This is a genomic window from Longimonas haloalkaliphila (assembly GCF_055379825.1).
Genome location: NZ_AP043948.1, coordinates 798,215 through 820,235, shown reverse-complemented (window position 1 = coordinate 820,235; position 22,021 = coordinate 798,215). Strand labels below are relative to the sequence as shown.

Annotated in this window: 17 protein-coding genes; 4 read left to right on the top strand and 13 right to left on the bottom strand. The window is 57.2% G+C overall.

All coding sequences use genetic code 11. From position 1 onward, the window contains the following. Nucleotides 1–157 precede the first annotated feature (157 nt). Nucleotides 158–1,255 carry a Brp/Blh family beta-carotene 15,15'-dioxygenase gene (locus ACZ48V_RS03230; protein WP_464541542.1) on the top strand — a complete coding sequence of 366 codons (1,098 nt, stop codon included), beginning with the start codon at nucleotides 158–160 and terminating at the stop codon, nucleotides 1,253–1,255. Between the two features lie 143 nt (nucleotides 1,256–1,398). Here the strand turns inward: ACZ48V_RS03230 and crtI are convergent, their stop codons facing one another. Continuing rightward, entirely contained in the window at nucleotides 1,399–2,994 is a 1,596-nt protein-coding gene (gene crtI / locus ACZ48V_RS03225) for a phytoene desaturase family protein (RefSeq protein ID WP_464541540.1), read from the bottom strand. A 544-nt stretch (nucleotides 2,995–3,538) separates the two neighbouring features. Beyond that, nucleotides 3,539–5,389 (bottom strand): aspartate--tRNA ligase, encoded by a 1,851-nt coding sequence (gene aspS, locus ACZ48V_RS03220; protein WP_464541539.1) that lies wholly within the window; start codon nucleotides 5,387–5,389, stop codon nucleotides 3,539–3,541. Nucleotides 5,390–5,784: 395 nt separating this feature from the next. On the opposite strand from aspS, the gene ACZ48V_RS03215 reads away from it, so the two are divergent. Beyond that, nucleotides 5,785–6,771, top strand: a complete 987-nt coding sequence (locus ACZ48V_RS03215) for a hypothetical protein (RefSeq protein ID WP_464541537.1) — start codon at nucleotides 5,785–5,787, stop codon at nucleotides 6,769–6,771. A 359-nt stretch (nucleotides 6,772–7,130) separates the two neighbouring features. Here ACZ48V_RS03215 and ACZ48V_RS03210 read toward each other — a convergent pair whose 3' ends face one another. Beyond that, complete coding sequence (locus ACZ48V_RS03210; RefSeq protein ID WP_464541535.1) at nucleotides 7,131–7,367, bottom strand: hypothetical protein; 237 nt, start codon at nucleotides 7,365–7,367, stop codon at nucleotides 7,131–7,133. Nucleotides 7,368–7,893: 526 nt separating this feature from the next. Between ACZ48V_RS03210 and ACZ48V_RS03205 the strand changes: the two genes are divergently transcribed. Beyond that, nucleotides 7,894–9,021, top strand: coding sequence for an IS4 family transposase (locus tag ACZ48V_RS03205; RefSeq protein WP_464538812.1), 1,128 nt, complete (start codon nucleotides 7,894–7,896; stop codon nucleotides 9,019–9,021). Here ACZ48V_RS03205 and ACZ48V_RS03200 read toward each other — a convergent pair. The 7 genes from ACZ48V_RS03200 to ACZ48V_RS03170 form a co-directional block, all read right to left on the bottom strand. Then, nucleotides 9,012–9,689: a hypothetical protein gene (locus ACZ48V_RS03200; RefSeq protein ID WP_464541533.1), complete on the bottom strand. Its 678-nt coding sequence runs from the start codon at nucleotides 9,687–9,689 to the stop codon at nucleotides 9,012–9,014. The genes ACZ48V_RS03205 and ACZ48V_RS03200 overlap by 10 nt on opposite strands. Before the next feature lie 131 nt (nucleotides 9,690–9,820). Then, nucleotides 9,821–10,027, bottom strand: coding sequence for an FmdB family zinc ribbon protein (locus ACZ48V_RS03195; RefSeq protein WP_464541531.1), 207 nt, complete (start codon nucleotides 10,025–10,027; stop codon nucleotides 9,821–9,823). A 132-nt stretch (nucleotides 10,028–10,159) separates the two neighbouring features. After that, nucleotides 10,160–11,947 (bottom strand): arsenical pump-driving ATPase, encoded by a 1,788-nt coding sequence (gene arsA / locus ACZ48V_RS03190; RefSeq protein ID WP_464541529.1) that lies wholly within the window; start codon nucleotides 11,945–11,947, stop codon nucleotides 10,160–10,162. 66 nt (nucleotides 11,948–12,013) lie between these two features. Next, nucleotides 12,014–12,325 carry an arsenite efflux transporter metallochaperone ArsD gene (arsD, locus tag ACZ48V_RS03185; protein ID WP_464541527.1) on the bottom strand — a complete coding sequence of 104 codons (312 nt, stop codon included), beginning with the start codon at nucleotides 12,323–12,325 and terminating at the stop codon, nucleotides 12,014–12,016. 650 nt (nucleotides 12,326–12,975) lie between these two features. Beyond that, nucleotides 12,976–13,770, bottom strand: coding sequence for an arsenite methyltransferase (gene arsM / locus ACZ48V_RS03180; RefSeq protein ID WP_464541525.1), 795 nt, complete (start codon nucleotides 13,768–13,770; stop codon nucleotides 12,976–12,978). An 881-nt stretch (nucleotides 13,771–14,651) separates the two neighbouring features. Further along, nucleotides 14,652–15,776: a hypothetical protein gene (locus ACZ48V_RS03175; RefSeq protein ID WP_464541524.1), complete on the bottom strand. Its 1,125-nt coding sequence runs from the start codon at nucleotides 15,774–15,776 to the stop codon at nucleotides 14,652–14,654. After that, the gene (locus tag ACZ48V_RS03170; RefSeq protein ID WP_464541522.1) at nucleotides 15,703–16,035 is read right to left on the bottom strand and encodes a hypothetical protein; all 333 of its coding nucleotides are present in this window, start codon (nucleotides 16,033–16,035) and stop codon (nucleotides 15,703–15,705) included. The genes ACZ48V_RS03175 and ACZ48V_RS03170 overlap by 74 nt, the downstream gene beginning before the upstream one ends. A 242-nt stretch (nucleotides 16,036–16,277) precedes the next feature. Between ACZ48V_RS03170 and ppk2 the strand changes: the two genes are divergently transcribed. Further along, complete coding sequence (ppk2, locus tag ACZ48V_RS03165) at nucleotides 16,278–17,075, top strand: polyphosphate kinase 2 (RefSeq protein ID WP_464541520.1); 798 nt, start codon at nucleotides 16,278–16,280, stop codon at nucleotides 17,073–17,075. 655 nt (nucleotides 17,076–17,730) lie between these two features. Here ppk2 and ACZ48V_RS03160 read toward each other — a convergent pair. The 3 genes from ACZ48V_RS03160 to ACZ48V_RS03150 all read right to left on the bottom strand — a co-directional run bounded on the left by ACZ48V_RS03160 (nucleotide 17,731) and on the right by ACZ48V_RS03150 (nucleotide 21,969). Then, nucleotides 17,731–17,892, bottom strand: coding sequence for a DUF3309 family protein (locus ACZ48V_RS03160; RefSeq protein ID WP_464541518.1), 162 nt, complete (start codon nucleotides 17,890–17,892; stop codon nucleotides 17,731–17,733). 93 nt (nucleotides 17,893–17,985) lie between these two features. After that, entirely contained in the window at nucleotides 17,986–18,222 is a 237-nt protein-coding gene (locus tag ACZ48V_RS03155) for a CsbD family protein (RefSeq protein WP_464541517.1), read from the bottom strand. A 300-nt stretch (nucleotides 18,223–18,522) separates the two neighbouring features. Beyond that, nucleotides 18,523–21,969, bottom strand: a complete 3,447-nt coding sequence (locus ACZ48V_RS03150; RefSeq protein ID WP_464541515.1) for a class I SAM-dependent DNA methyltransferase — start codon at nucleotides 21,967–21,969, stop codon at nucleotides 18,523–18,525. Nucleotides 21,970–22,021 lie beyond the last annotated feature (52 nt).

Sequence of the window (22,021 nt, the reverse complement as noted above, 5' to 3'; positions counted from 1 at the left end):
ACAGCATATCTTGACATATGTGACAACCTCCTGCGTTGACGGTGTTTTTGCACGCATGTAGGCACATGTAGAATGGATTTCAATTTTACTCTTGGATGTGATTCATTTTTCCATAGGATAACGCGCTGTCCCCTGCTCACTATCCGTCTTTGTGTCTATGTCTGCCCATCAGGTTGCTCCCACACAAGCACCATCCCGCATCCCCCGTAAATCGCCACAGGACCAACAGGTTAAGACGCAGCGTCAGGCAGCCAGCACGCTCCTCTGGGTGTCTCGTGGTTTGCTGATTGCTCTTGCTCTCACTTTTGCCGGGCTCAACCTGGCGGGAGTTCACTTCTCAATCGAAACGCAGAGCATTGTCTACCTGATCGGTATGGTAGCCATGAACTTGCCTCATGGCGGGTTTGAGCATGCCAATAACCTGTGGAACCGCCCGCTCTCGTTTGCAGCCCGGTATGTGGTACTCTTTACTGTGGCGATTGCGCTGTTCGTTGGGCTTCTCTTCTGGAATCCGGTTCTTGGGCTTGGGCTTGCCCTTACCGTAGCGATGGTTAAAGGTGGACAGGGAGGTGTTCATGTGTTGGATGCCACAACAGGCAGCACCCATCTTCGCCACTCCTTGCAACGGGCCCTGGCAGCAACGGTACGGGGCGGTGCGGTAATGATCGTACCCATGATCGCCTGGCCCGAGACGTTTCTCCTTTTCAGTCAGTACATGGTAAACATTTTTGAGCCTGGTGCTCTGGCCTCTGCAGGTGCTAACGTAGAAACAGTACGCACCACGCTGGCTCTCGGGTATGGCAGTGCCGTTCTCCTGCATCTCGGACTGGGCTATACCTACGCAAGCGACCTTTTTTCATGGGGCATCGATGCAGCAGAAACAGCACTTCTTGTCGCTTACTTCACCTTCGTCCCCGTCCTCATCGCCGTCGGGCTTTATTTTCCGTTCTGGTACTCTCTTCGCCAGGTTGCACGTGCTGTAGCGACAGGAGATGACGCATATGGGTCGGCAGACCGCGGTGAGCCTGCTCTCATGGCACGCTTTAAGTCGGGGGGAACTTTCATGATTGGAAGCCTGGGTACGTTTGGCCTGATGGCAGGGCTCTACGTGCTGTTTCCGTCTCCGCTCGGCGGCGCTCCGTTCTGGGCCGGACTGGTTGCGTTCTACAGCATCTTTGTCAGCATTATCGCGCTTCCCCACATTATTGTCGGCGCGTGGCTCGACCGCGAGCACGGAATCTGGTACGTTCCGTAAGCACCGCGCCCTGCAAGATGCATATGCGCGTTATCAAACCCAGCGAGACGTTCTCCTTGAGAAGGAGAACGTCTCGCTGAACGACTGGGTGCGGATATCGGGAAGAGGAGGCTGCCCTCTGAGCTGCCCAAGCAGCTCTGGCATTACACGGTTACGCTGGCCCGGTTGCGCGGCACCAACTCGCCCGGATCAGGCACTACGGTATCCAGCACGCGAGCCGATGAGATCACGCCTGGTAGCCCTGCGCCTGGATGCGTGCCGGCTCCTACAAAGTAGAGTCCTTCAACATCCTCGCTTTCGTTGTGCGGACGAAACCAGGCACTCTGCATCAGACGCGGCTCTACGGAGAAGGCCGCCCCCTTCAAGCTCTTATAGTCTGCCTTGAACTCGCGCGGCGTCATCATTCGGCTGGTCACCAGGTGCTCACCCAGATCGGGTAGCATTGTATCAGTCAAGTAGTCTTCAATTTTCTGCCGGTAGACCTCAGCTTCGTCTCTCCAGTCTGTCTTGCTATCCAGATGAGGCACCGGCGAGAGCACGTAGAACGCGTCATGCCCATCGGGAGCCATCGAGGCGTCCGTCTTCGTCGGGCGGTGGAGGTAGAGGCTGAAGTCGTCTGCCAGATCTTTCCGGTCAAAGATGTCTCTGAGGAGCTCCCGGTAGCGCGGCCCCATCAGAATGGTGTGATGCTCGATATCGTCATAGACCCGGTCGGTGCCGAAGTACCAGACAAACAGGCTCATCGAATAATCCATAGTCTCGACGCGCCGATTCGTCCAGGTCGAACGATCAGCCTCGTCGATCAAGTGGCGATACGTCCACCCAACATCAGCATTGGACACGACCAGATCGGCTTCGATTGTTTCACCGGAGGTTAGCTCAACGCCTTCCGTTCGCCCAGATCCGTCTACCAAAATCTGGTTGACCTCTGCGCCGTAGCGCTGCGTTCCTCCCAAATCATCGATGAGGCTGGAGAGTCCATGAACGATCGTGTTCGTGCCCCCCATCGCATACCACACGCCCCAGTGGCGCTCAAGGTAGGCGATCATAGCGTAGATAGCCGAGGTGGCAAAGGGGTTGCCGCCGACCAATAGGGTGTGAAAAGAGAGCACCTGCCGCAGCTTTTCATGCTCGACAAATTTCGATACAAAGCCATACACGGATCGGTAGCTCTCCAGCTTAGTCATTGCCGGAATAAGCTTCAGCATATCCGAAAGCCTCCCAAACGGAACGTGTCCCAGCTTCTCGAAGCCGATCTCGAAAATCTCTTTTGCTCGATCCAGGAGCTGCTCATAGCCTTCGACATCTGGCGGATGCAGGTCCCGAATCTGCTCAATCATCCGCTCTTTGTCTCCGGTGTAGTCGAAAAGGTATCCATCGTCAAAGCGGATCTGGTAGAACGGGTCGATCGGAGCAAGCGTGACATCGTCTTCAAAGGTGCGTCCAGCAAGATCCCATAGCTCTTTTAGAAGAAACGGCGCCGTCACAACGGTGGGACCAGCATCGAAGGTGAATCCGTCTTGCTCAAAGACGCGGGCACGGCCACCGGGCTGGTTGAGACGTTCAACGAGCGTTACGCGGTAGCCGCGTGCTCCCAGCCGAACGGCTGCTGCGAGCCCCCCAAAACCTGCTCCAATAACAATGGCGTGGGGACTATCGGGGCCCCGGTCAACGGGATAGTCCGATGGATCGAGAAGACGGGCATCGGGGCGATCTGCAAGGCGGTGAGTCCAATTCATAGCTTTAAGGGGATCTGTGATACAACCAGTGTGCATGTCAGACACCGAAGATGCCTTCTTGGCATCTGATTGCGCGAACAATTTGGCTGAAAGACAGATCCGCTTTCTGCTTCTTCAAAAGAGACGGCGCATCCCAAATTTACCACTCATGTAGACCTCTCAATGGCGTTCAGACGCGTATACAGCGTACAGGTGGGGGCGCCCCTTACACGGTGAGAGGGTACTTCTGACTTAGCATCAGTGAGATGTGCTTACGCGGTTTTAGCAGCCTGCATGATGAAGCCGTTCGGACCGTACGTGCGCCGCATTCCCACACGTACAACACATTGCACATGGGCCATTACAGTCGCATGATGCAGGGGGCCCTGTGCCGCACTTTTGCTGCATGTTGATATTACGTGCTGACGCAGGACCGCCAACGACAGGGTGAAGAGTTGGTTGGGGCGGGCGCCTCCTCAAACAAAACAACCCGAGCTCAACGGGGGACCGTTGAGCCCGTGGTCGTGGAGCGAGCAGTTTTCCGTTCGCGGTGTCTGTGCCTGCCTTACGCCTTGTCGTCTGGCACCACCGTGTCGATGTGCAGCGCGTCGAGCTGCTCGTCGTCGACGGTGTCGGGGGAGTCGACCATAGGCTCTTTGGCGCTCTGTGTCTTCGGGAAGGCAATGACTTCGCGTAGCGACGAGGCGCCGGCGATGAGCATGATCAGACGGTCAAGTCCCAGCGCGATGCCGCCGTGGGGCGGGGCGCCGTAGCGGAACGCATCCAGCAGGAACCCAAATCGCTGCTCCGCCTCTTCCGCATCGATGCCGAGCACGTCGAACATGCGCGCCTGCATTTCGCGGTTGTGGATACGAATGGAGCCGCCGCCGATCTCATGACCGTTCAGCACGAGGTCGTAGGCACGGGCTTCCACCGCGCCGGGATCGTCGTCGAGGCGGTCGAGATGCTCGTCTTTGGGCGCGGTAAACGGGTGATGCATTGGTGCATAGCGCTGTCCCTCTTCATCCCACTCAAGCAGCGGGAAGTCGGTGACCCACAGAAAGCGATCCGGGCCTTCGCCGGGTTCCGGTCGCAGCCCGAGGTCGTCGGCCATGTAGAGGCGCAGGGCGCCGGCCTGCTCGTACACCGTGGGTGTGGGGCCGGCCATAAGCAGCACGAGGTCGCCCGCTGCGGCGCCTGCAGCGGTGAAGGCCGCTTCCACGTTCTCTTGCGGGATGGCATTGGTGCTTACGTTGCACGAAGGCGCCTCCTCATCTTCGCCCTGCTGAATATAGATGAGCCCGGCTGCACCAATCGTACCCGTCACGTAGTCCGTGAGGCGGTCCATTGCTCCGCGTCCACGATCCCCCTCGCCGGGCACGGGAAGTGCCATGATGCGTCCATCGTCGTCGAGGATCGACTCGAATACGCGGAATCCACACCCTGCAAACGAGTCGCTCACGTCCTGCAGCTTCAGGTCGAATCGCACGTCGGGCTTGTCGGAGCCGTAGGTGCGCATCGCTTCGTCGTACGTCATGCGCGGGAACGGCGTGTCGATCTCCGTGTCCTTCAGGTCGGCCCAGAGGTCGGTCATGAGGCCCTCCATCAGGTCGTACACCTGCTCCTCAGTGGCAAAGGTCATCTCCACATCCACCTGCGTAAACTCGGGCTGGCGGTCGGCGCGCAGGTCTTCATCGCGGAAGCACTTCACGATCTGCACGTAGCGATCAAAGCCCGAGACCATCAGGACCTGCTTGTACGTCTGCGGACTCTGCGGCAGCGCGTAGAAGTGGCCGGGGTGCAGGCGGCTCGGCACGAGAAAGTCGCGCGCGCCCTCGGGGGTCGACTTCATGAGGACGGGCGTTTCAACCTCCAGAAAGTCGTGCTGGTCGAAGAAGCGCCGGGTGGTCTGATAGAAGCGGTGGCGCAGCTCCAGGTTGCGCTGTAGATGGGGACGGCGCAAGTCGAGGTAGCGGTACTTCAGGCGCAGGTCTTCGTTGGCGTCGACCCGGGTTTCGTCCTGGGTAGATACAACAAAGGGCGGTGTATCGCTCACATTGAGCACATCGAGCGCATCCCCCTGTACCTCAATGTGACCGGTGGCCATGTTGGGATTTATCGACCGCTCGTCGCGCACCGATACGGTTCCGCGTACGGAGATGACGTCTTCGCTGCGAAGCTCTTGCGCGGTTTCGTAGGCCGCTTCGTTGACCTGCGGATTGAAGATGATCTGTGTGATGCCGTAACGGTCGCGCAGATCGATAAATACAAGGCCGCCCAGGTCGCGGCGGGTGTCGACCCAGCCTTTTAAGACAACGGTGTTGCCTTCGTGGTTCGGGCGGAGATCTCCGCAGGTATGGGTGCGGGCCCCATGGGTATCAGCAGTGATAAGGGCAGAACGATCGGCATCAGCCATAAGCTCGCAGAAGGTACAGTGAGACGGTAGCACAACATGTTAACATAGGAAGACACGACGAAAGTTGGTACGATCTTCGTGTGAAGGCATTTCTATGTGGGATGCGAAGCGCTTCCTTTTGTTGGATTTTGCGTTTACCGCACCCAGATGTGATTCTTCAGCCCGGTATGACATTGATTGCCACCGGATGTTGCACTCTGCCTGTGCCGAAATATCTCGCGCTGGCCCTGTTCCTCATCCAAAGGCGCACCCCTAAGTAGCCAAAGTGGATTCATCCGGTTAAAGATCGCCGCGTAGATTAGTTGTTATTCTTTTACATACATATTGTAAAGATACCCGGCCCGCTATAGCACTGCTCTTAGCGATGGCCTTCCCCACCACAAACGGACACTGCTATGCTTTTTTCTTCCCCCCCTCGATCACTCTTTATTCAACTTGGAACTGTGGGGGCGCTGCTCCTGCTGTCTACGGCCACGCTGCATGCGCAAGATATGCCTAACTGGATGGGCGTTCCCATGTACGGGACGGTCACGTTAAACGCCGGGTTTTCACCGGACCCGTCTACGCACCCCGTGCGGGCTGGTGGTCCGTTTCGCGTATCTCAGAGTGGTTGCAATGGGTATGTATCTCCTGACGCTCCCGACCTGGACCTGAACTATACCAGCGGGTCGCTGCCGCTGTACATCGAGGCCGTCTCTGATTCTGACGTAACGCTTCTCGTTTATACGCCCAATGGAGAGTGGGTATGCGACGACGATGGCGGCGCGGGTACCAATGCCCGGCTGACGTTTGACAATCCTCAGAATGGAAACTACAATATCTGGGTCGGCACCTACAGCAGCAGTGCCGGCACACCGGAAGCTACCATCTCGATAACCGAGCTCAGTTCGCGGCTGGTAACCGATGCCAGACAGGGCGCCACCACGCAGAACAACCCGGTTTCGACATCTCGCAATACAGCATCTTCGTCTCCGCTCAACTGGCAGACCAGCCCGACGTATGAGGCGGTCTCGCTTGATGCAGGGTTCTGGCCCGATCCATACAGCGTTGGTATCGTGATGGGTGGAAACACCAGCAATCCGGTGTCGGGCACCGCATGTCGCGGATACGTCGCCTCGCAGGGTCCTGACGTAACGCTGACCTACCGTGCCGGCTCGTCCTCGCTATACCTGTACACCGATGAGGATATTGATACCACGATGGTGGTGCGCACACCGGGTGGATCCTGGGTCTGTGATGATGACGGTGGACGCGGAACCAACGCGCTCGTTTCGTTTCCCTCGCCCGAAAGCGGAACGTACGCTGTATGGGTGGGCACTTACAGCGAAAACGACAACTACAGCTCCGGACAGCTACGTATCTCTGAAATCAATCCACAATGATACCGCAAGAGCCTGTTTGGGTTTTGGTTTGCAGGCGAGAGCGAGCGCCGCTGCGGCGAAAATTGGACTACGATGGCGGTTCGTAGCGGCATTGATGGAAATGAAGGATGACTGTGCGTTATTTTTATCTTCACACGCCCATCTCCCAGTCTTATTGCAGAAGGTGTCTCCCCGTTTACGGTGTCAAGCGGCCCCGTACTTCAGCGTCAGGTGCGCCTGCCCGGCATGGTAGGCCGTGTGCGTGATGATGCGGGCGAGCGCCTCCTGCAGGGGCAGCGTGCCAAACTGCTTTCAGCTTCATGCGTTCAGGTTTATCGTCTGCCTCAGGCATGCAAGTGTATAGTCTGCGAGATGTATAGTCAGTTAGATCCCTGCTGCTCTTCTTTATCCCACATGCCAGCATGATATGTCGCTAAGGCAGCGCCATATCCTATCAAGACCCCGACGACACCTGAGACGCCTTCAGTAGGACCGGGAAGAAACGCATAGGTCCCAACTGCTACGGGTATTGCAGTGAACGTAAACATGAGGAAGACAAAGATACCCCTGAGAAACGGGTTGTTGATTTTGTTAATCGTTGTTTTCAGAATAGCCATGGCTAATCGTATGTTTTTTCAATCCGATTGTAGAGAACGTCACAACGGTTATCAACATTATCAGAGACTCCAGTGTACAGATAAGGGCTCTCTGCTTTCAACCTGAGCTGGTCTTTTGTTTTGTCAGGGAGCCCTTATCCATCACACTTTTCTTACCTCAGAATTGAAAGGATAGATCACCAGATCATATCCAGAACTTGCATCGCCGCACTCGTGGCTGAGCCGCCAGCACCAACCGCAACACAGCCTGTTGCTGCTCCTGCCCCTCCACCGACTATTCCTCCTCCAACAGCACCCCCAACGCAGCCTGCAACATCAGACTTCCCAACGTCGCTGGTACTAAATCCGTCTCCCTCATCTTTAGATATGATTGCAGAGTTCTCTGCTGTATTATTTTCACTAAAGGCTTCTATCCCACAGTACATGACAAAACTCAGACGAGCTTTCACAAAGAGAACGGGCCTATTCTCCAGCAGTACAGATCGTGAGATCAACCGCGATCTATGCTGAAGAATAAACCCGCCTTATGCCTTACGTGCAGTCGATCACCGACGTTCTCACAACCTACTTGGGTTGGCACCGCGCCCGGCTGAAGTTCATTGCTCGTTTTCAAGCGGCCTTGCTCATGCGACAGACCACCAACCTTGCAAAGCTTGCCGCATCCTTGAAAGGAGGCGTGCAGATTGCATCGAATTACCGCCGGATTCAGCGGTTTCTTTCGGGCTACGATATCGATTTTACGGCGCTGGGCCGCCTTTTAGTACATCTTTTGCCGCAAAACGGGCCGTATGTGGCCGTGCTTGACCGGACCGAGTGGTACTTCGGGAGCAAGCCCGTCAACATTCTTATGATCGGGATCGCGCACAAAGGCGTGGCCTTTCCCGTCGCCTGGAAGGTATTGCCGAATGTATTGCCGAATGGAGGAGGCTCAGGCTCAGATGCCCACATTGATGTGTTGGAGCGCTTTTTGAGGATTGTCGATCCGAAGTTGATCAAAGCGGTGGTGGCCGATCGCGAGTTTATCTCGGCCGACTGGCTGGCCCATCTTCAACAGCGGGGCCTTCCGTTTGCGATTCGCCTGCGCTCGAATCGGGGCCTCGGGGAAGCAGAAGAAGGGCCCGCACTGCCCGTTCGGATGTTCGCCCGGACCGTTGCCCTCGGCACCGAAGAGGTCCTGGAAGATCGCTATCTTTTGGGGGCGGATGGAACGAGAGTCAAGACCAACGTGGTCGTCCGGCGAATTGCTTCCGACGAGGCGGAAGATCCGTTTCTTATTTTAGCCACCTGGAATCTTGATCCAACGCGTGCTTCTGCGCTCTACCGAACGCGATGGGAGGTTGAAACGCTGTTTGCAGCGCTTAAATCCCGGGGCTACGATCTTGAGGCGACCCACTTGACCAAGCCCGACCGCGTGCAGCGGCTGATTGGCCTGTTGGCCCTGACGTTTGCCTGGACTCATCTCGTTGGAGAACAACGAGCCGGGCGCGAAGGGCCTCCGCCAACAAAGTGCCATGGACGCCGGGAGCAGAGCCTCTTTCGGTACGGGTTGGATTGGCTTCAAAGCGTGCTGACCACCCCTGAAGGACAGGCCGCAGCCTTCTTCCGCTGTCTGAGCGCACTTCGAAGTCCCACGGCTCATTTAGCCTACGCGTAGAACGTGAAGACACACTCAGCTTTTGTCGTGTACCATGCTTCTATCCAGTCATCTTTGTTTTCTATCCAGTATTCCTTTGAGTGTAGAGCAGTAGAAGACGCCATGAGTACAACATCAGCGTCACTTTCATCTAATTCACGCGTTGCTGATTCTTCCACGTGAGATAGACGACTACCTAACTCCTCAACCGAGTCGGTTTCATCCAATGCTGTCATGACCTGACTAATTAGATCAACTTGCTTTTCTGACAGCTTTTCAGATAAAGAGTCGGGCAACGCACTGACCCAACTACCTGCAGACTTCGGGGATGTATTCATCCTCTCCCCTGAGAGACTAATATCAACTCCAATTCTCACACTTGGAGAAGGGGCTGATCCAATCTGTCCCGAAAATTCCTGGGCGCTTTCTTCTATGATTTGATATACCTCACTGCGGCTTTTATCTCTAATTCGCTCATATCTTTTTACATCCGACAGTATTTTTTCTAATCCTTCGTTGTGCTCGATTCCTACGTCTTCAAACTGATTTTCGAATCCTGGATTTTCGGATTCAATGTTGTCACATCCGCTAAAAACCGCTAAGGATAGTATCAGCGATACAGTAACAATTGTTGCTAAGTGATAGTATGGCTTGCTAAGTAGTTTGTTAAACACTATTGCGTTGATCAAACAGAAATACTTTATTAGTATCTAATGACAATTTCAAGTTACGTAACCATATCTTCAAAACCTATCGAATCAGTAGCCTGATCGCAGTGCCAGTAGTCGAGTTATTGGAAAGAAAATGAGACGTTGAATCGTCAGCAACATCCACCACCAGGCGTGCAGCGCGGCGCGCCATCGCCGGAGGACCCGCTGGAGATCATGACGGATCCGATGCGGCGCTGCACCTCGTCTGAGCCGCACTTCGGGCATGTGGCATCAAGGCCCTCGTCGTATTCGGCGATCGTGGCTTTCAGTGCAAAGTCGTGCTCGCAGTTCGTGCAGCGGTACTGGTAGTTAGGCATAGTGTGTGCTATGTGTCAGAAGATTCGAATGGTGCGTTTCAACAAAACCTGGTGCCGAGAGATACCCGAACACGTAGGGACGCAGTGCGCCGTGTCCCTACGTGATTCGTATGCTGCGGCGATTTGATCAGGTTAGGCATGGGCCCGCTCTACGCCGATGCGTCCGGCGGCCAGGTCGCGCAGGCGCTCAGGTCCAGTGGGCTCTTTCGGCATCCACGGCGCCAGTGCAATGCGTTCGGCGTAGTTGTTCTGCACCACCTCAATCTGCGGCATCTCCGAATGCGCCCGCTCCACGAGGAGCGGATCTGTCGGACCGGCAGCGGCCATGCTCTGGTTTACCACCCACGCGTAGGGCGTAATACCGGCGCGCTCCAGGTCGTCTTGCAGCTGCTTCGCTTCGAGCACCGGCGTCGTCTCCGGCAGCGTTACGAGCAGCATCTTCGTGTAGTCCGGGTCTTGCAAGCGCATCAGCGGCGTGGTGATCTGACTCTCGTCCACGCTTGAGGTGCGCAGCACTTCGCGGTGATAGGAGCCGGTCGTATCCAGCAGGAGCAGCGTGTGGCCGGTCGGGGCCGTATCCACCACGACAAACTGCCGCTTGGCCTTGCTCACCACCCGCGAGAAGGCGCGGAAGACCGCCACTTCTTGCGTGCAGGGCGAGCGCAGATCTTCTTCCAGCAACTCGCGCTCTTCGTCGTCAAGGTTCTTGCCCTTCGTTTCGAGCACGCGCTGACGGTACTGCTCCGTCGCTTCTTTCGGATCGATCGCTTCGACCGTTAGAGTCGGCAGGCTGTCGCCAATCGCGTCGTGGATATGGGCGGCCGGGTCGGTCGTGGTCAGCAGCACCTCTTCGCCACGCCGGGCCAGCTCCGTCGCTACGGCAGCAGCAATCGTGGTCTTGCCCACGCCCCCCTTGCCCATCGTCATGATGAGTCCGTGACCATCGTCGGCAAACCCGTCCACAAGATCGCTCACCGTCGGCAGGTCAACCTGCGGGGCATGGTCAGGACCTTCAGTGGTAGCAGCCGGAGCGGTGTCTTCATCAAGCAAGGTACGTAGCGCGTTGAGTCCGACCAGGTTGTGGCCCTTCAGCGGCACGATGTCGCGGGGCAGGTCGGCGAGCACATCAGGGATCTGCGCGAACGCCTCATCGGCACGCTTCTGCATGGCAGCCGCCAGCGGATCGCTGGGGTCCTGCGCCTGAAAGACGCCGTTCACCACCAGCTGCTGGTTCGCAATGCCCAGGTCGCGCAGCTCGCTACTGGAGCGGGCCGCCTCCTTCAGCGCGGCATGCTCGGGGCGGCTCACCATCACGAGCGTAGTGCGGTCGCCGTCGTTGAGCGCATCCACCGCTTCGGTGTAGCGATCTTGCTGCGCCTCCAGCCCGGACACCGGACCCAGGCACGACGCCCCCTCGGGGTTGTCCTCGATGAAGTCGCTCCACGCCGCCGGGAGTTCCAACAGGCGCAGCGTGTGGCCCGTGGGCGCGGTGTCGAACACGATATGATCGTACGGAGCCGTGGCCTCCGAATCCGCCAGAAACTGCGTAAACTTGTCGAACGCCGCAATCTCGGTAGTGCAGGCGCCGGAGAGCTGCTCCTCGACCTGCGCGACCGTTTCGTCGGGCAGCACGCCCATCATCGGTTCGATGACGCGCTCGCGGTAGGCCTTGGCAGCTGCTTCCGGATCGATGTTGATGGCCGACAGATTCGGCACGGTATCTACAGACCCCACGTCGCTTCCGACCGGTGCTTCAAGCACCTGTTCGAGGTTTGACGCCGGGTCGGTACTAATGAGGAGCACGTTATGGCCTTCATCGGCCAGCTTCACGGCCGAGGCGCACGCCAGCGACGTTTTGCCCACGCCGCCTTTGCCGGTAAAGAAGAGATGGCGCGTGGGAGCGTTCAGGTAGGATAGCATAGCTATGGAATATAAATGTTTAGGAGGATGCGGAGCGATGTGGCAGGCAGCATCAAGTATACCGCGCTACGCGGGTTCGAGGCCCACGAGTTGGGTCAGTTCGTCGCGTGAAGGGTAATCGCCCTTATGGACAATCGTCCCATCTATGAGTATCAGCGGCAGCACATCTTGTCCCTCATTCATGAGCGCCTTGTAGACAACCTCCGTATCCATAAACGCTTCGGGCTTTGTGCTCGGGTTATAACGAGTGACCTCTGCGCCGTGGCGGCGAAGCCAGCGCAGCGCACCCGAAAAGTTGACGAGCGTGTCGTCAGCCTCGGGACCGCAGACGCCGGTGGAGCAGCACATCGGGGGATCAAAAACCTGAATCGTAGGCATGGGCACAAGCGGGTTGAAGGTTATAAACTTGTTTATCGTCGATATACGATACAATGGATGTAGACAACTGTTCGACGTCAATGCATATCTCCATCATTCTTTCATCGTGCTTGAGCGATAAAGAGGTGTAGACAATGGGGCGACGGGTGGAAGGGTGGATGTGTGGAGGGCCTCGTGCATCCGTTACCCTCTGCTGAGCGCCGGGACGAGCCTGGATTTACACTCCGCTTTGGCTGTCCCGGACTCAATTCAGGATCTGGATGACTTCATCGAAGGATACACATGGTGTGATCTTACTGACCTTTGCAGAACTGCTGTCCAGACTATTCAAAGCAGACCAACAAAAGTATCTTTAAGTAGACCCATAGAAGTTCCCTAACGGAGATGTCATTGCGAGGAGCGATAGCGACGACGCAATCTCATGCCGTTTGGTAGGGCAGAACCGCTCAAACAGCAGCGTGAGATCGCCGCGTCGGTCGCAGGCTCCCTCCTCGCGATGACAAGGTGCACGCGTATTTTTGATGAGCCCCACACATACCCACACCGGATTATGTGCCGAATGAGACTACACTGCCCACAAAGACAACAACACACAGTAGACAGCCTATGGCGCGGATTGCGGTATGCATACAACGCCACTCACTTCCAGATCAATCTCGCTCCCCACGCACGGTAATACTCCACAGACGCGCGCCGCCCATTACCGCGTTTGCCAGTGTGTCTACGCCTGCAGGCAGCACCGCTTCAGGGATCTCGATTTCGCGACGGGTCCGGACCTCAACCTCTGTAAAGCCCGCCGCCTCAATCTGATGCAGATAGTCCGTCTCTTCCAGCGCTCCTGCCACGCATCCCGCATACAGTTCTGCCGAACGCTGAATGGGATCCGGGAGCCTGCCCTCCGACACGATATCAGACACCGTGAAGTGGCCGCCGGGACGCAGAATGCGGTGCATTTCGGAGAAGGCGCGCGCCTTGTCGGGGACCAGGTTCAGCACGCAGTTGGAGAGCACCACATCGGCGGTGTTGGCCTCCAACGGGATGTCCTCGATGTCGCCTTCGATGAACGAGACGTTGTCGAACCCAAGCTGCTCAGCGTTTGCCGTGGCTTTGGCAACCATCTCGGGCGCAAAGTCAACGCCAATCACGCGTCCCGTATCGCCGAGGATGCGGCGCGCCACAAACGCATCGAGTCCGGCCCCCGAGCCCAGATCCACGACGGTTTGCCCGGTCTCCAGTCCCGCGTGTTCGGTCGGCACGCCGCAGCCGAGTTGGAGGTCGGCCTCGGCTACATAGCCCTCGACGGTGTCGTAGGCATTGCCAATCATGTCGGTTATGTCGCTATCGGAATCGCAGCACGAGGTGCAGCATCCGCTGCTGGTCCCCTCGGCAAGCGACCCGTATTTAGCGCGCACGGCTTCACGGATCTCGTCGTTGGAGGTATTCATGGCTTGAGCGCATTAAATTTCGTTAATCGACGATATGCGATATTATAAAATTAGGAAGTTGGTTTCCCGAAGCAGATACATTCGTGGGCGATTCATCGTTTTTGTACGATAAAGGACTTAAATAGGGCCACAAAAGAACCTTGAGTATGTCATTGCGAGGAGCGCCAGCGACGTGGCGCTGTGAGCGCAGCGAGGAAGTGCTCTTGGAGTGCAATCTTGTGCCTTATAAGCAGTATAAACCGCTTCAACTGACGCATGCGATCGCCGCGTCGGTCGCAGGCTCCCTCCTCGCGATGACAAGGTGTAAACGTATTTTCGCCGACTTACTTAATATCCTGAGCGGAGTCAAAACACGAGCGCAGCGACTGACGAACGAAGTGAGTAAATCTCCTACGGCGCTCAGCAGGATGCTGTCGACCGAAAAGCTTCCCGCTGCAATCCGCAGGAGATGCTTCGACGCCCTCCGGGCAGAGCCCGTCGCTTGCTCAGCATGACATTATGGTGTGAGGGAGCATCGTGCGTGTAGGGTTTCGTTGATCATGACGCGCTTCCACCACTTGTCATCCTGACGCCGATAGGCGGAAGGATCTCAACGCCAGCCGCTCATGCCCAGCATCGCCCCTCTGCGTCATGGCGTTCCCCGTGAGTCTGTAACGCGGGGCCCCTCCGTAGCCTCGTGTTGAGATGCTTCACTGCGTTCAGCATGACAACCGAGAAAAACGCGGGGAAGACAGCCTTTGGGTAGGGATGATCTCACACGGAGCCCCATCGTAATCGTTTGCGCGCAAGGGAGCAAAGCACCGAATGGTGTGGCAGTACGGGTTTGAGACCTTGCCCAATTGCTATCCACTGAAGATCGAGTCGTGGGTTGAGCACACCGGTCAACGCCCATGGATGAACACTCGTGGCATAGGGTAGGGCTGCTGTATCCCAATCCACAGATCATCGGTATAGTAGGCAAACTCACGATCGCCAACTCCGAGGCGCGTTTTGCTCCCTGTTTCGATATCAACGCGGTAACTGATTACACCTTCTCGTTCCTCGGTGGGCCCCCCACTGTCATAGGCCCGGAGCTGCACCAGATAGGTATCGCCCTCGATATGCGTAACCTGGTGGATTCGGTACGTGTCTTTCATATCCCAGCTGTACCATTGCTGCCCGTCCATCATCCGCGTATTGACAGTGGGCGCAGGGTACTCGTCAAACGAAATAGTTTGCACCGTTTCGCCCGTACGCGAGAACACCGACAGTATGTTGTGATTCGCCTCGTACGTAGCGGCAATTCGTTCATTATCGAGACAGTAGACTGATCCTGCATCTTTTGGATACAAGTCAGTCTCTTCATAGTACGATGGTGGCAGCGAACCGATGGATTTTTTGTACGCGAACGATGCGTCAAACAGGTGGATAAACCCCTCACGCTCCGTGAAACGGCCATCAAACGCCGCCATCGTGTTTCGGGCATCACCTACGAAACAGGCGTCAGCAATGCGGAGATCAGCGATTCGATATGAAGTAGCAAACTCAACTTCGTCGCAGGAACCGTCTTCAGGAACATCAAAGACGGAAATTCTACCCAACGATTCCACAACAACAAGCATTCCTTCACGAAACAGTACCTGTAGAGGGCTGCGAAAGTCACCTGGACCCGGACCAAAGGAACCAAAATCGCATGTGGTCTCCGTCTCAAGATTATGGATCAGAACACGCACGTCTTGGTCGAAGCGGTTAAGAATGTATACTGACTTTCTTTCTTCATCAACCGAGATACTAAGTGCCCGAGATAGCAACGGCCCGTCCATCTCTTCGTCTCCAACTACAGTACGCATATCGTCATGAAGCATGTCGAACCATGCTTCGGATCCGGTTTGAGCCTGAATTTCATTCGAAGTAGTTCCTATTGTGCAGAATGCAACGAGCAAAAGAATCTGCTTAATCCCGGTCAGATAACGCATTCTCGATTTCAGATACACCAACGTAGCGAGCATATAGTTCTGGATTGCCATAATGACGAGCCTCGTTTATTATAACGTTTCTCCTTAAAACAAGGACCTGAGGGGTATTAGGAGCAGCAAGCTCGTTGCTCCAAATGTACTGTATAGCAAACTCATTCCCCCAATTTCTACCAGCGGATATCTCATCAAAATCTAAAATTTTATTAAGATGGTCTACACCTTTTTCAACACTCCAATCCAATGATATTCCTTTAGTCCAAAACTGAGTATTATTTCTTGTTTCTATATGATTTTCATAATGACGGGCCAAGTTTTGTATATGCTGTATAGTCTCGTCATTATCAGAAATTGTTACTATTAGCAAAGAATTGTTTCAATAGTACCCCCCCCCCCCAAAAAACGGAAAATCAACTCATTCATGTCATTAAATCGTAACGACATGAATGACACTCGGCGTTCTCCCTTAAAAACTCGAGGGGTAAAGAATGTGCCTTTCCAAATACTATAAAGGGAACTCCCGACTATTTTGCTCACTAACGCCCCACACCGCCCATGCACTCCGACGAGAAGCTCTCCAAGAAACGATACAAGAAGGAACTCAAGCGTCTTCGGATTGAGTTGCGACGGCTGCAGAAGTGGGTCAAGATGCAGGGGATGCGCGTCGTGCTCGTGTTCGAGGGGCGCGATGCGGCGGGCAAAGGCGGCGCGATCAAGCGGCTCATCAAACCGCTCAACCCGCGTTTCTGCCGCGTGGTGGCGCTCGACAAGCCGACGGAGCGCGAGCAGACGCAGTGGTACTTTCAACGCTACGTGGAGCACCTGCCATCAGCCGGCGAGATTGTCATTTTCGACCGGAGCTGGTACAATCGGGCGGGCGTGGAGCGCGTGATGGGGTTCTGCACGGATGAAGAGTATCAGCGCTTCTTGCGAGACGCCCCCAAGTTTGAACACCTGCTCATTTCCTCGGGCATCCTGCTGATCAAGTACTGGTTCTCCGTCAGCGCTGAAGAGCAGAAGAAGCGATTTAAGAAGCGCATCAACAGCGATACCAAACGGTGGAAGCTCAGCGCGATTGACCTGGAGTCGCGCGCTCGCTGGCAGGAGTACTCGCGCGCCAAAGACACGATGTTCAAGCACACCGACACCGAGGAGGCGCCCTGGTACGTGGTGCCGTCGAATATCAAGCGCAAGGCCCGACTCAACTGCATCCACCACTTCTTAAGTATGGTGGACTATGAGGAGGTGGAGTTTGTGATGCCCACAGAGATCACGCTGCCGCCCAAACAGGACGAACTCGACTACAAACGCCCGCCGATCGATTCGCAGCGAATTGTGCCGCAGGTGTATTAGGGCGTGCGTTGAGGAGAGCGTCGTGTTGAGCGGATGCCATAGCATTCAGCCCAGAGATCGCCGGGGACGCAAGCGGTACCGACAGTGGTCGGCACAGGTTACCCGGCTATGGGTTGCCTTAGCCCGGGATCAGGAGCGGAGCGCTGGGAGCACCGCGACCGAGTACTCCTGGGGTGCGGATATCCCGGGCGTTCATTGAAACCCGCCAAACACGTACGCGAAGGGGAGACACGAACGCCAACGACTGACGAAGCGAAGCGGAGTACATGTCGCGCAGCGACAAAGGGGGATGCCCGCCCCGAAAGAACAATGGGTAGTAGTCAGATGCTAAGTGATACGATGCATACGGAAGGAGCCTATGTTGCCGCTATCTGTCATGCTGAACGCAGTGAAGCATCTCAGGTCACGCGGACAGAGCACCTGCTTCGGGGGGCACGGTGCTCCGGTGCGGGGCACGATTTCAATCGTGCGAGGTCGGCGTTGGGATCCTTCCCCCGACGGCAGTCGGGGGGCAGGATGACCTGCGGATGAGGTCTGCAGCGATCACTAACCTTCTATCCACTACCGAACAATGGAAAAACTTGCACAACGCGTCATTTATGATCCTTTAATCGCTTTTGTGCAATGAAGGGGTACAGGCTGTTCGACGTGGGGCTTACAGGTTGCCGGTCAGGTACATAATCAGAATGACGACGATCACCAGCCCAATGAGGCCGCCTCCTCCGGCAATGCCACCGCTTCCTCGCCGGTAGCCAATACCGCCTCCAATTACTACGAGAACCAGAAAAACGACGAGAATCAACACGAGCGGACTCATAGCCGTCTGCGTTTAGTGAAAGGGGATGTGAACGAGAACCGCTCCCCCGGTTGCAAGGCCGGGGGAGCCTTTCGTCAGGCACGGGGCCATCTGTTACAAGGTGTAGTCCGCCTTCTCGGCAAGCTCGTCCAGCTGTTTCTGGATTGCTTCTCGCTTCTCTCCTGTTTGCTTTTGGAGGTACCCTTCGAGGCGTTCGCGTTTGCCCTCGAACTGATCCATCTCATCCCCGGTCAGGTCCCCCCATTTTTCCTGGACGCGTCCCTTGAACTGTTTCCAGTTCCCTTTTGCCTGCTGCATCTGGGGGCTGTCTTTTCCTTTTGAGTGAGCCATGATATAATTCGTTGGTTGGTGCGTGGACTGTGTAGTGCAATCAGAGGCAAGAATCCGCCTAAGCGGCCCTTCTCTTCTTCGATTCCTCCGACAGGGCGTGTTGAATCTGAATAGCTGTCGTTCGGATGCAACCACGTGTCGGCTCTTTTAATGTGCATCAGACAGCACGTAGATGCCTCCCATGTATAGTGCGTCTGGTGGTAAGGGATTGGTGGGATGTGGGGTACGCAATGGAGGAGACGTGCTCAGTTCGGGACGGTCTCTCCCCGCAAATAGGGCGACAGATGGGACAGCCTCCTCTCATCCCACAAACGCGCCATCATCGGTTGGGGTGAGGTGCCCCAGGGTGGCGAGAGTGTCGAGCAGGTCGCGGACCTTGGCGCGCGGGGCGCGGTGGAAGTGCCGGGCCACTTGCTCGGGCGTGAGCGGGTCGCCGGTCTGCTCGACGACCTGACGCACCAGCTGCGCCCGCTCGGCCAGCGTGCCGGGCCACGGGAGCGGCTCTACGGGCGCGCCGTCGCCGCTGAGGTCGATCTCCAGATCCAGCGCGGCCTGGGTGCTGGCGTCGGGGTCCTGGTAGGCGGGGCGCAGGTAGCGGATGTGCCCTTGCTCTTCTTCAGCACGCCGCTCGGCGTTTAGGTCCACCAGGCGCTGCAGGATCGCGTCATCCGGCAGGTCGGCAGGCCAGCCGTACGCAGCGGCCACGGCGGCGTCGAGGTCGTCGTGCAGTTCCTTGAGCAGGCCCACCAGCCCTTGTTCGTGGATCTGCCGCTCGTCGTCGGTCAGCGATTCGCCGGCGCGCTCTTTGTCGAGCACGTTGTAGAGCCCGGTCATGGTGAGGCCGTCGTGCGCCGCCAGCCGCTCTTTGCGATGCCGATCCAGTTGATCGCCCAACTCGCGGATGCGCGCTTTCTGCGCCTCGCTCGCTGCCGGAAAGGGGAAGGGGTCGAAGCATTGCGAATTGTTGTAGACCAAATCGTTTCCGACTCCGTGTCGGCTACCTGCAGCTGAAGCCCAGATCTCATGGATACGACTCGATAGAATGCCGATACCGTATCCATCATCGATCGCGACGTTAACCAGCTTATCGTCTGGCATGATCTCGTTGCTCAGAAAAACGAAGACACGGTGCTTTGAGACGTAAGGTGTAGCAATGAACCGTTTTAATCCTTGCAGAGCTTCTCGCAAGTTAGTTCCAGGACGCCCGAAAAGCCACCAGTTTTCTCTTCTGTACCTCTCCTTATTCTGATCTCGTTCAGGTTTGACATGTTCTCGTACGTGCTGGTACACAGCGGGAAACTGCTGCCGTACTTCCTCTGCACTCATGCCATCCAGATCGATTACCATTAAATCGCGTGAGTGCTGCATAATATCACGACCATTGAGATAAGGGTTTATGTGTTCTCTGAGGCCCTCCACCTTTCCCAATCCAAGTTCTTTCGCCTTCTGTGGATCTATGACAAAACCTCTTCCAACGGGATTAAAGCCCCGGTAACAGAGTTCGGAATTCGCCTCCAACGCCTCCGCCCCGGCAACATCCGCCCCAATTGTCAAGTCCGGCAGGATGTTGCCGATGCGTTCGTCCAGCTCCACATCCCAATGAATGCCGGTGGACTGCTCCTCGCGCGTTACGGTCTGCAGCGTGCCTTTCTGGTCGGTGACCGCGCCCACGGTCATCGCAATGCGCACGTCCGAGCCATCGGCAGAGGCGACCCACGGATGATCGGGAATCGCGAAGGTCAGGCTCACCGGCGGGCTTGTTTTGATCTGCTTCTCCATCACCCTCCGATTAAAGGTCTGCCGGATGCTGTTGGTCGTAATCAGCCCAAAGCGCTCCGCATGGGCATCCCACCCATCCAGTTTGCCGCGCACGGCTTTGGCGGCTTTGTACCACCAGAACATCACGAAGTCCGCGCTCTTGGGCACTTTGTAGAGATACGCATCGCGCAGCGCCTCCGTGTAGCCCTCGCCGAGTGCATCGCGCATCCGCTTGTTACCGACGAACGGTGGGTTGCCCACGATGAAATCGGCTTCGGGCCATTCGGCGGGATGCGGGTTGGTGTAGTCGTAGACCGGCTCCTGCGCGTCGGGATCGGGCACCATCTCGCCGGTGGTGGGGTCTTCCTTGTAGGTGCGGCGGTCCCACCGCGTCACGGGCGTGCCGTCGTCGGCGGTGCGGGGCTCCTTTTCGTCGTAGGCGAGCACCGCATCCTGGTGCCGGATGTTGTTGTAGCTTTTCAGGATGGGCGCGTCGAGGCGCTCGGCATCGCCGTAGGTGCGAAAGTGCCACTGCAGATAGCCAATCCAGAGCACCACATCGGCAATGGCGGCAGCGCGGGGATTCACCTCCAGCCCCAAGAGCTGCTCGGGCGAGACGCGGTAGCCGCCCGTCATATCGAGCGACTGCTGTCCGGCGTAGTCGTGCAGGGCATCGAGCACCTCGGCTTCGAGGCGTTTCAGGTGCTCCAGCGTCACGTACAAGAAGTTGCCCGATCCGCACGCGGGGTCCAGGATGCGCACCGAGCAGAGGCGGCGGTGAAACTGCACGATCTGTTCGCGGGCTTTGGCCTCGTTGCCGTTGGCCTCCAGCGCCACGGCGGCGGCCTGCGCAGCCTCGAACTCCGATCGCAGCGGGGCGATGACGGTGGGCACCACCAGGCGCTCCACGTAGGCGCGCGGCGTGAAGTGCGCGCCCAGCTTGTGGCGCTCACGCGGATCGAGGGCGCGTTCGAGGAGGGTGCCAAAGATAGCGGGCTCGACCTCGGACCAGTCGGCGAGGGCAGCGTCAATCAGGAGCTCGAGCTGGGCTTCGGAGACGGGCAGCGCCTCCGCCTCCGCAAACAGCTGGCCGTTAAAGCGCCGGATGGTGGCCTGGAAGCTGGGTTCGAATCCGCCCTCGTCCATGGTCGTCCACAGATGCTCCAGCGCCTGCGGGAAGGTGTCGAGGTGGCCGCGGTACTGGTTCAGCATGTCGTAGAAGCGGCGCTCGGGCAAGAGCCCCACGTCTTCAGCGAACATGGTAAAGAGGCAGCGCATCAGGAAGCCGGAGACGCGGTCGGCGGCGTAGCCATCGGCTTCGAGCGAGGCGGCGACTTTGGCCAGGTTCTGCGCCAGGTTGACGGTGACTTCGGTGGCGCGGCGCGTGGGATCGAGCGTGAGCGGCTCGGTAAAGATGCGCCGCAGCCGCTCCTGAATGTCGGGATCGGCCAGATCTTGCAGGTGGATGCGGTAGCGCTGCTGATCTGGAAACGGGACGTAGTTCTTGCCCTGGCGGGCGAAGTCGGAATAGACATCGATGCAGTGGCCCACGTCTACCGCCAGCAGAAACGGCGGCCAGCCGTCGCGGTCGGGCAGGGCACGGGCGTAGCGGGAGGCCTGGTTTTTGGCGCGGGTCATGGCCTGCTCCCAGTGGCGGGTGCCGCGGCGGGCGGTGCCCAGCTTGCGGATGGGCTCGCGCACGCCCAGCTGCTCGGCCTCGGTGGGCGCGGGGGCGTCGCTCCCCTGCTTGGCTTCGCACACAAAGCAGCCGCGCTTGTACAGATCGATGAAGCCGTGCGAGCGGCTGGTGTCGTAGGCGTACTGCACGCGCCGCTCAAAGACGTAGTCGTTGGTGCGCGTGGTGTCGGAGGCGGGGTCGGGGCGCGGCACCTCCAGCACATCGCACAGCTCGCTCAGGAACAGCTGGTAGTTGGCGCGCTCAGAGCCGCCAGAGGATGACCAGCGCTCGATGAATTGGGAAATGGTCATACAGAAAAGAGGCGACAGACAACAACGGAGTGGATAGTTCTCCTATTCGATC

Excerpts from the sequence above, each read along its gene's own strand:
- crtI (WP_464541540.1), bottom strand. The coding sequence starts at position 2,994 with ATGAATTGGACTCACCGCCTTGCAGATCGCCCCGATGCCCGTCTTCTC.
- ACZ48V_RS03150 (WP_464541515.1), bottom strand. The coding sequence starts at position 21,969 with ATGACCATTTCCCAATTCATCGAGCGCTGGTCATCCTCTGGCGGCTCT.
- ACZ48V_RS03215 (WP_464541537.1), top strand. The coding sequence starts at position 5,785 with ATGCTTTTTTCTTCCCCCCCTCGATCACTCTTTATTCAACTTGGAACT.
- ACZ48V_RS03195 (WP_464541531.1), bottom strand. The coding sequence starts at position 10,027 with ATGCCTAACTACCAGTACCGCTGCACGAACTGCGAGCACGACTTTGCA.
- ACZ48V_RS03230 (WP_464541542.1), top strand. The coding sequence starts at position 158 with ATGTCTGCCCATCAGGTTGCTCCCACACAAGCACCATCCCGCATCCCC.
- arsD (WP_464541527.1), bottom strand. The coding sequence starts at position 12,325 with ATGCCTACGATTCAGGTTTTTGATCCCCCGATGTGCTGCTCCACCGGC.
- ACZ48V_RS03155 (WP_464541517.1), bottom strand. The coding sequence starts at position 18,222 with ATGGCTCACTCAAAAGGAAAAGACAGCCCCCAGATGCAGCAGGCAAAA.
- aspS (WP_464541539.1), bottom strand. The coding sequence starts at position 5,389 with ATGGCTGATGCCGATCGTTCTGCCCTTATCACTGCTGATACCCATGGG.
- arsM (WP_464541525.1), bottom strand. The coding sequence starts at position 13,770 with ATGAATACCTCCAACGACGAGATCCGTGAAGCCGTGCGCGCTAAATAC.
- arsA (WP_464541529.1), bottom strand. The coding sequence starts at position 11,947 with ATGCTATCCTACCTGAACGCTCCCACGCGCCATCTCTTCTTTACCGGC.
- ppk2 (WP_464541520.1), top strand. The coding sequence starts at position 16,278 with ATGCACTCCGACGAGAAGCTCTCCAAGAAACGATACAAGAAGGAACTC.
- ACZ48V_RS03210 (WP_464541535.1), bottom strand. The coding sequence starts at position 7,367 with ATGGCTATTCTGAAAACAACGATTAACAAAATCAACAACCCGTTTCTC.
- ACZ48V_RS03175 (WP_464541524.1), bottom strand. The coding sequence starts at position 15,776 with ATGGCAATCCAGAACTATATGCTCGCTACGTTGGTGTATCTGAAATCG.
- ACZ48V_RS03205 (WP_464538812.1), top strand. The coding sequence starts at position 7,894 with ATGCCTTACGTGCAGTCGATCACCGACGTTCTCACAACCTACTTGGGT.
- ACZ48V_RS03160 (WP_464541518.1), bottom strand. The coding sequence starts at position 17,892 with ATGAGTCCGCTCGTGTTGATTCTCGTCGTTTTTCTGGTTCTCGTAGTA.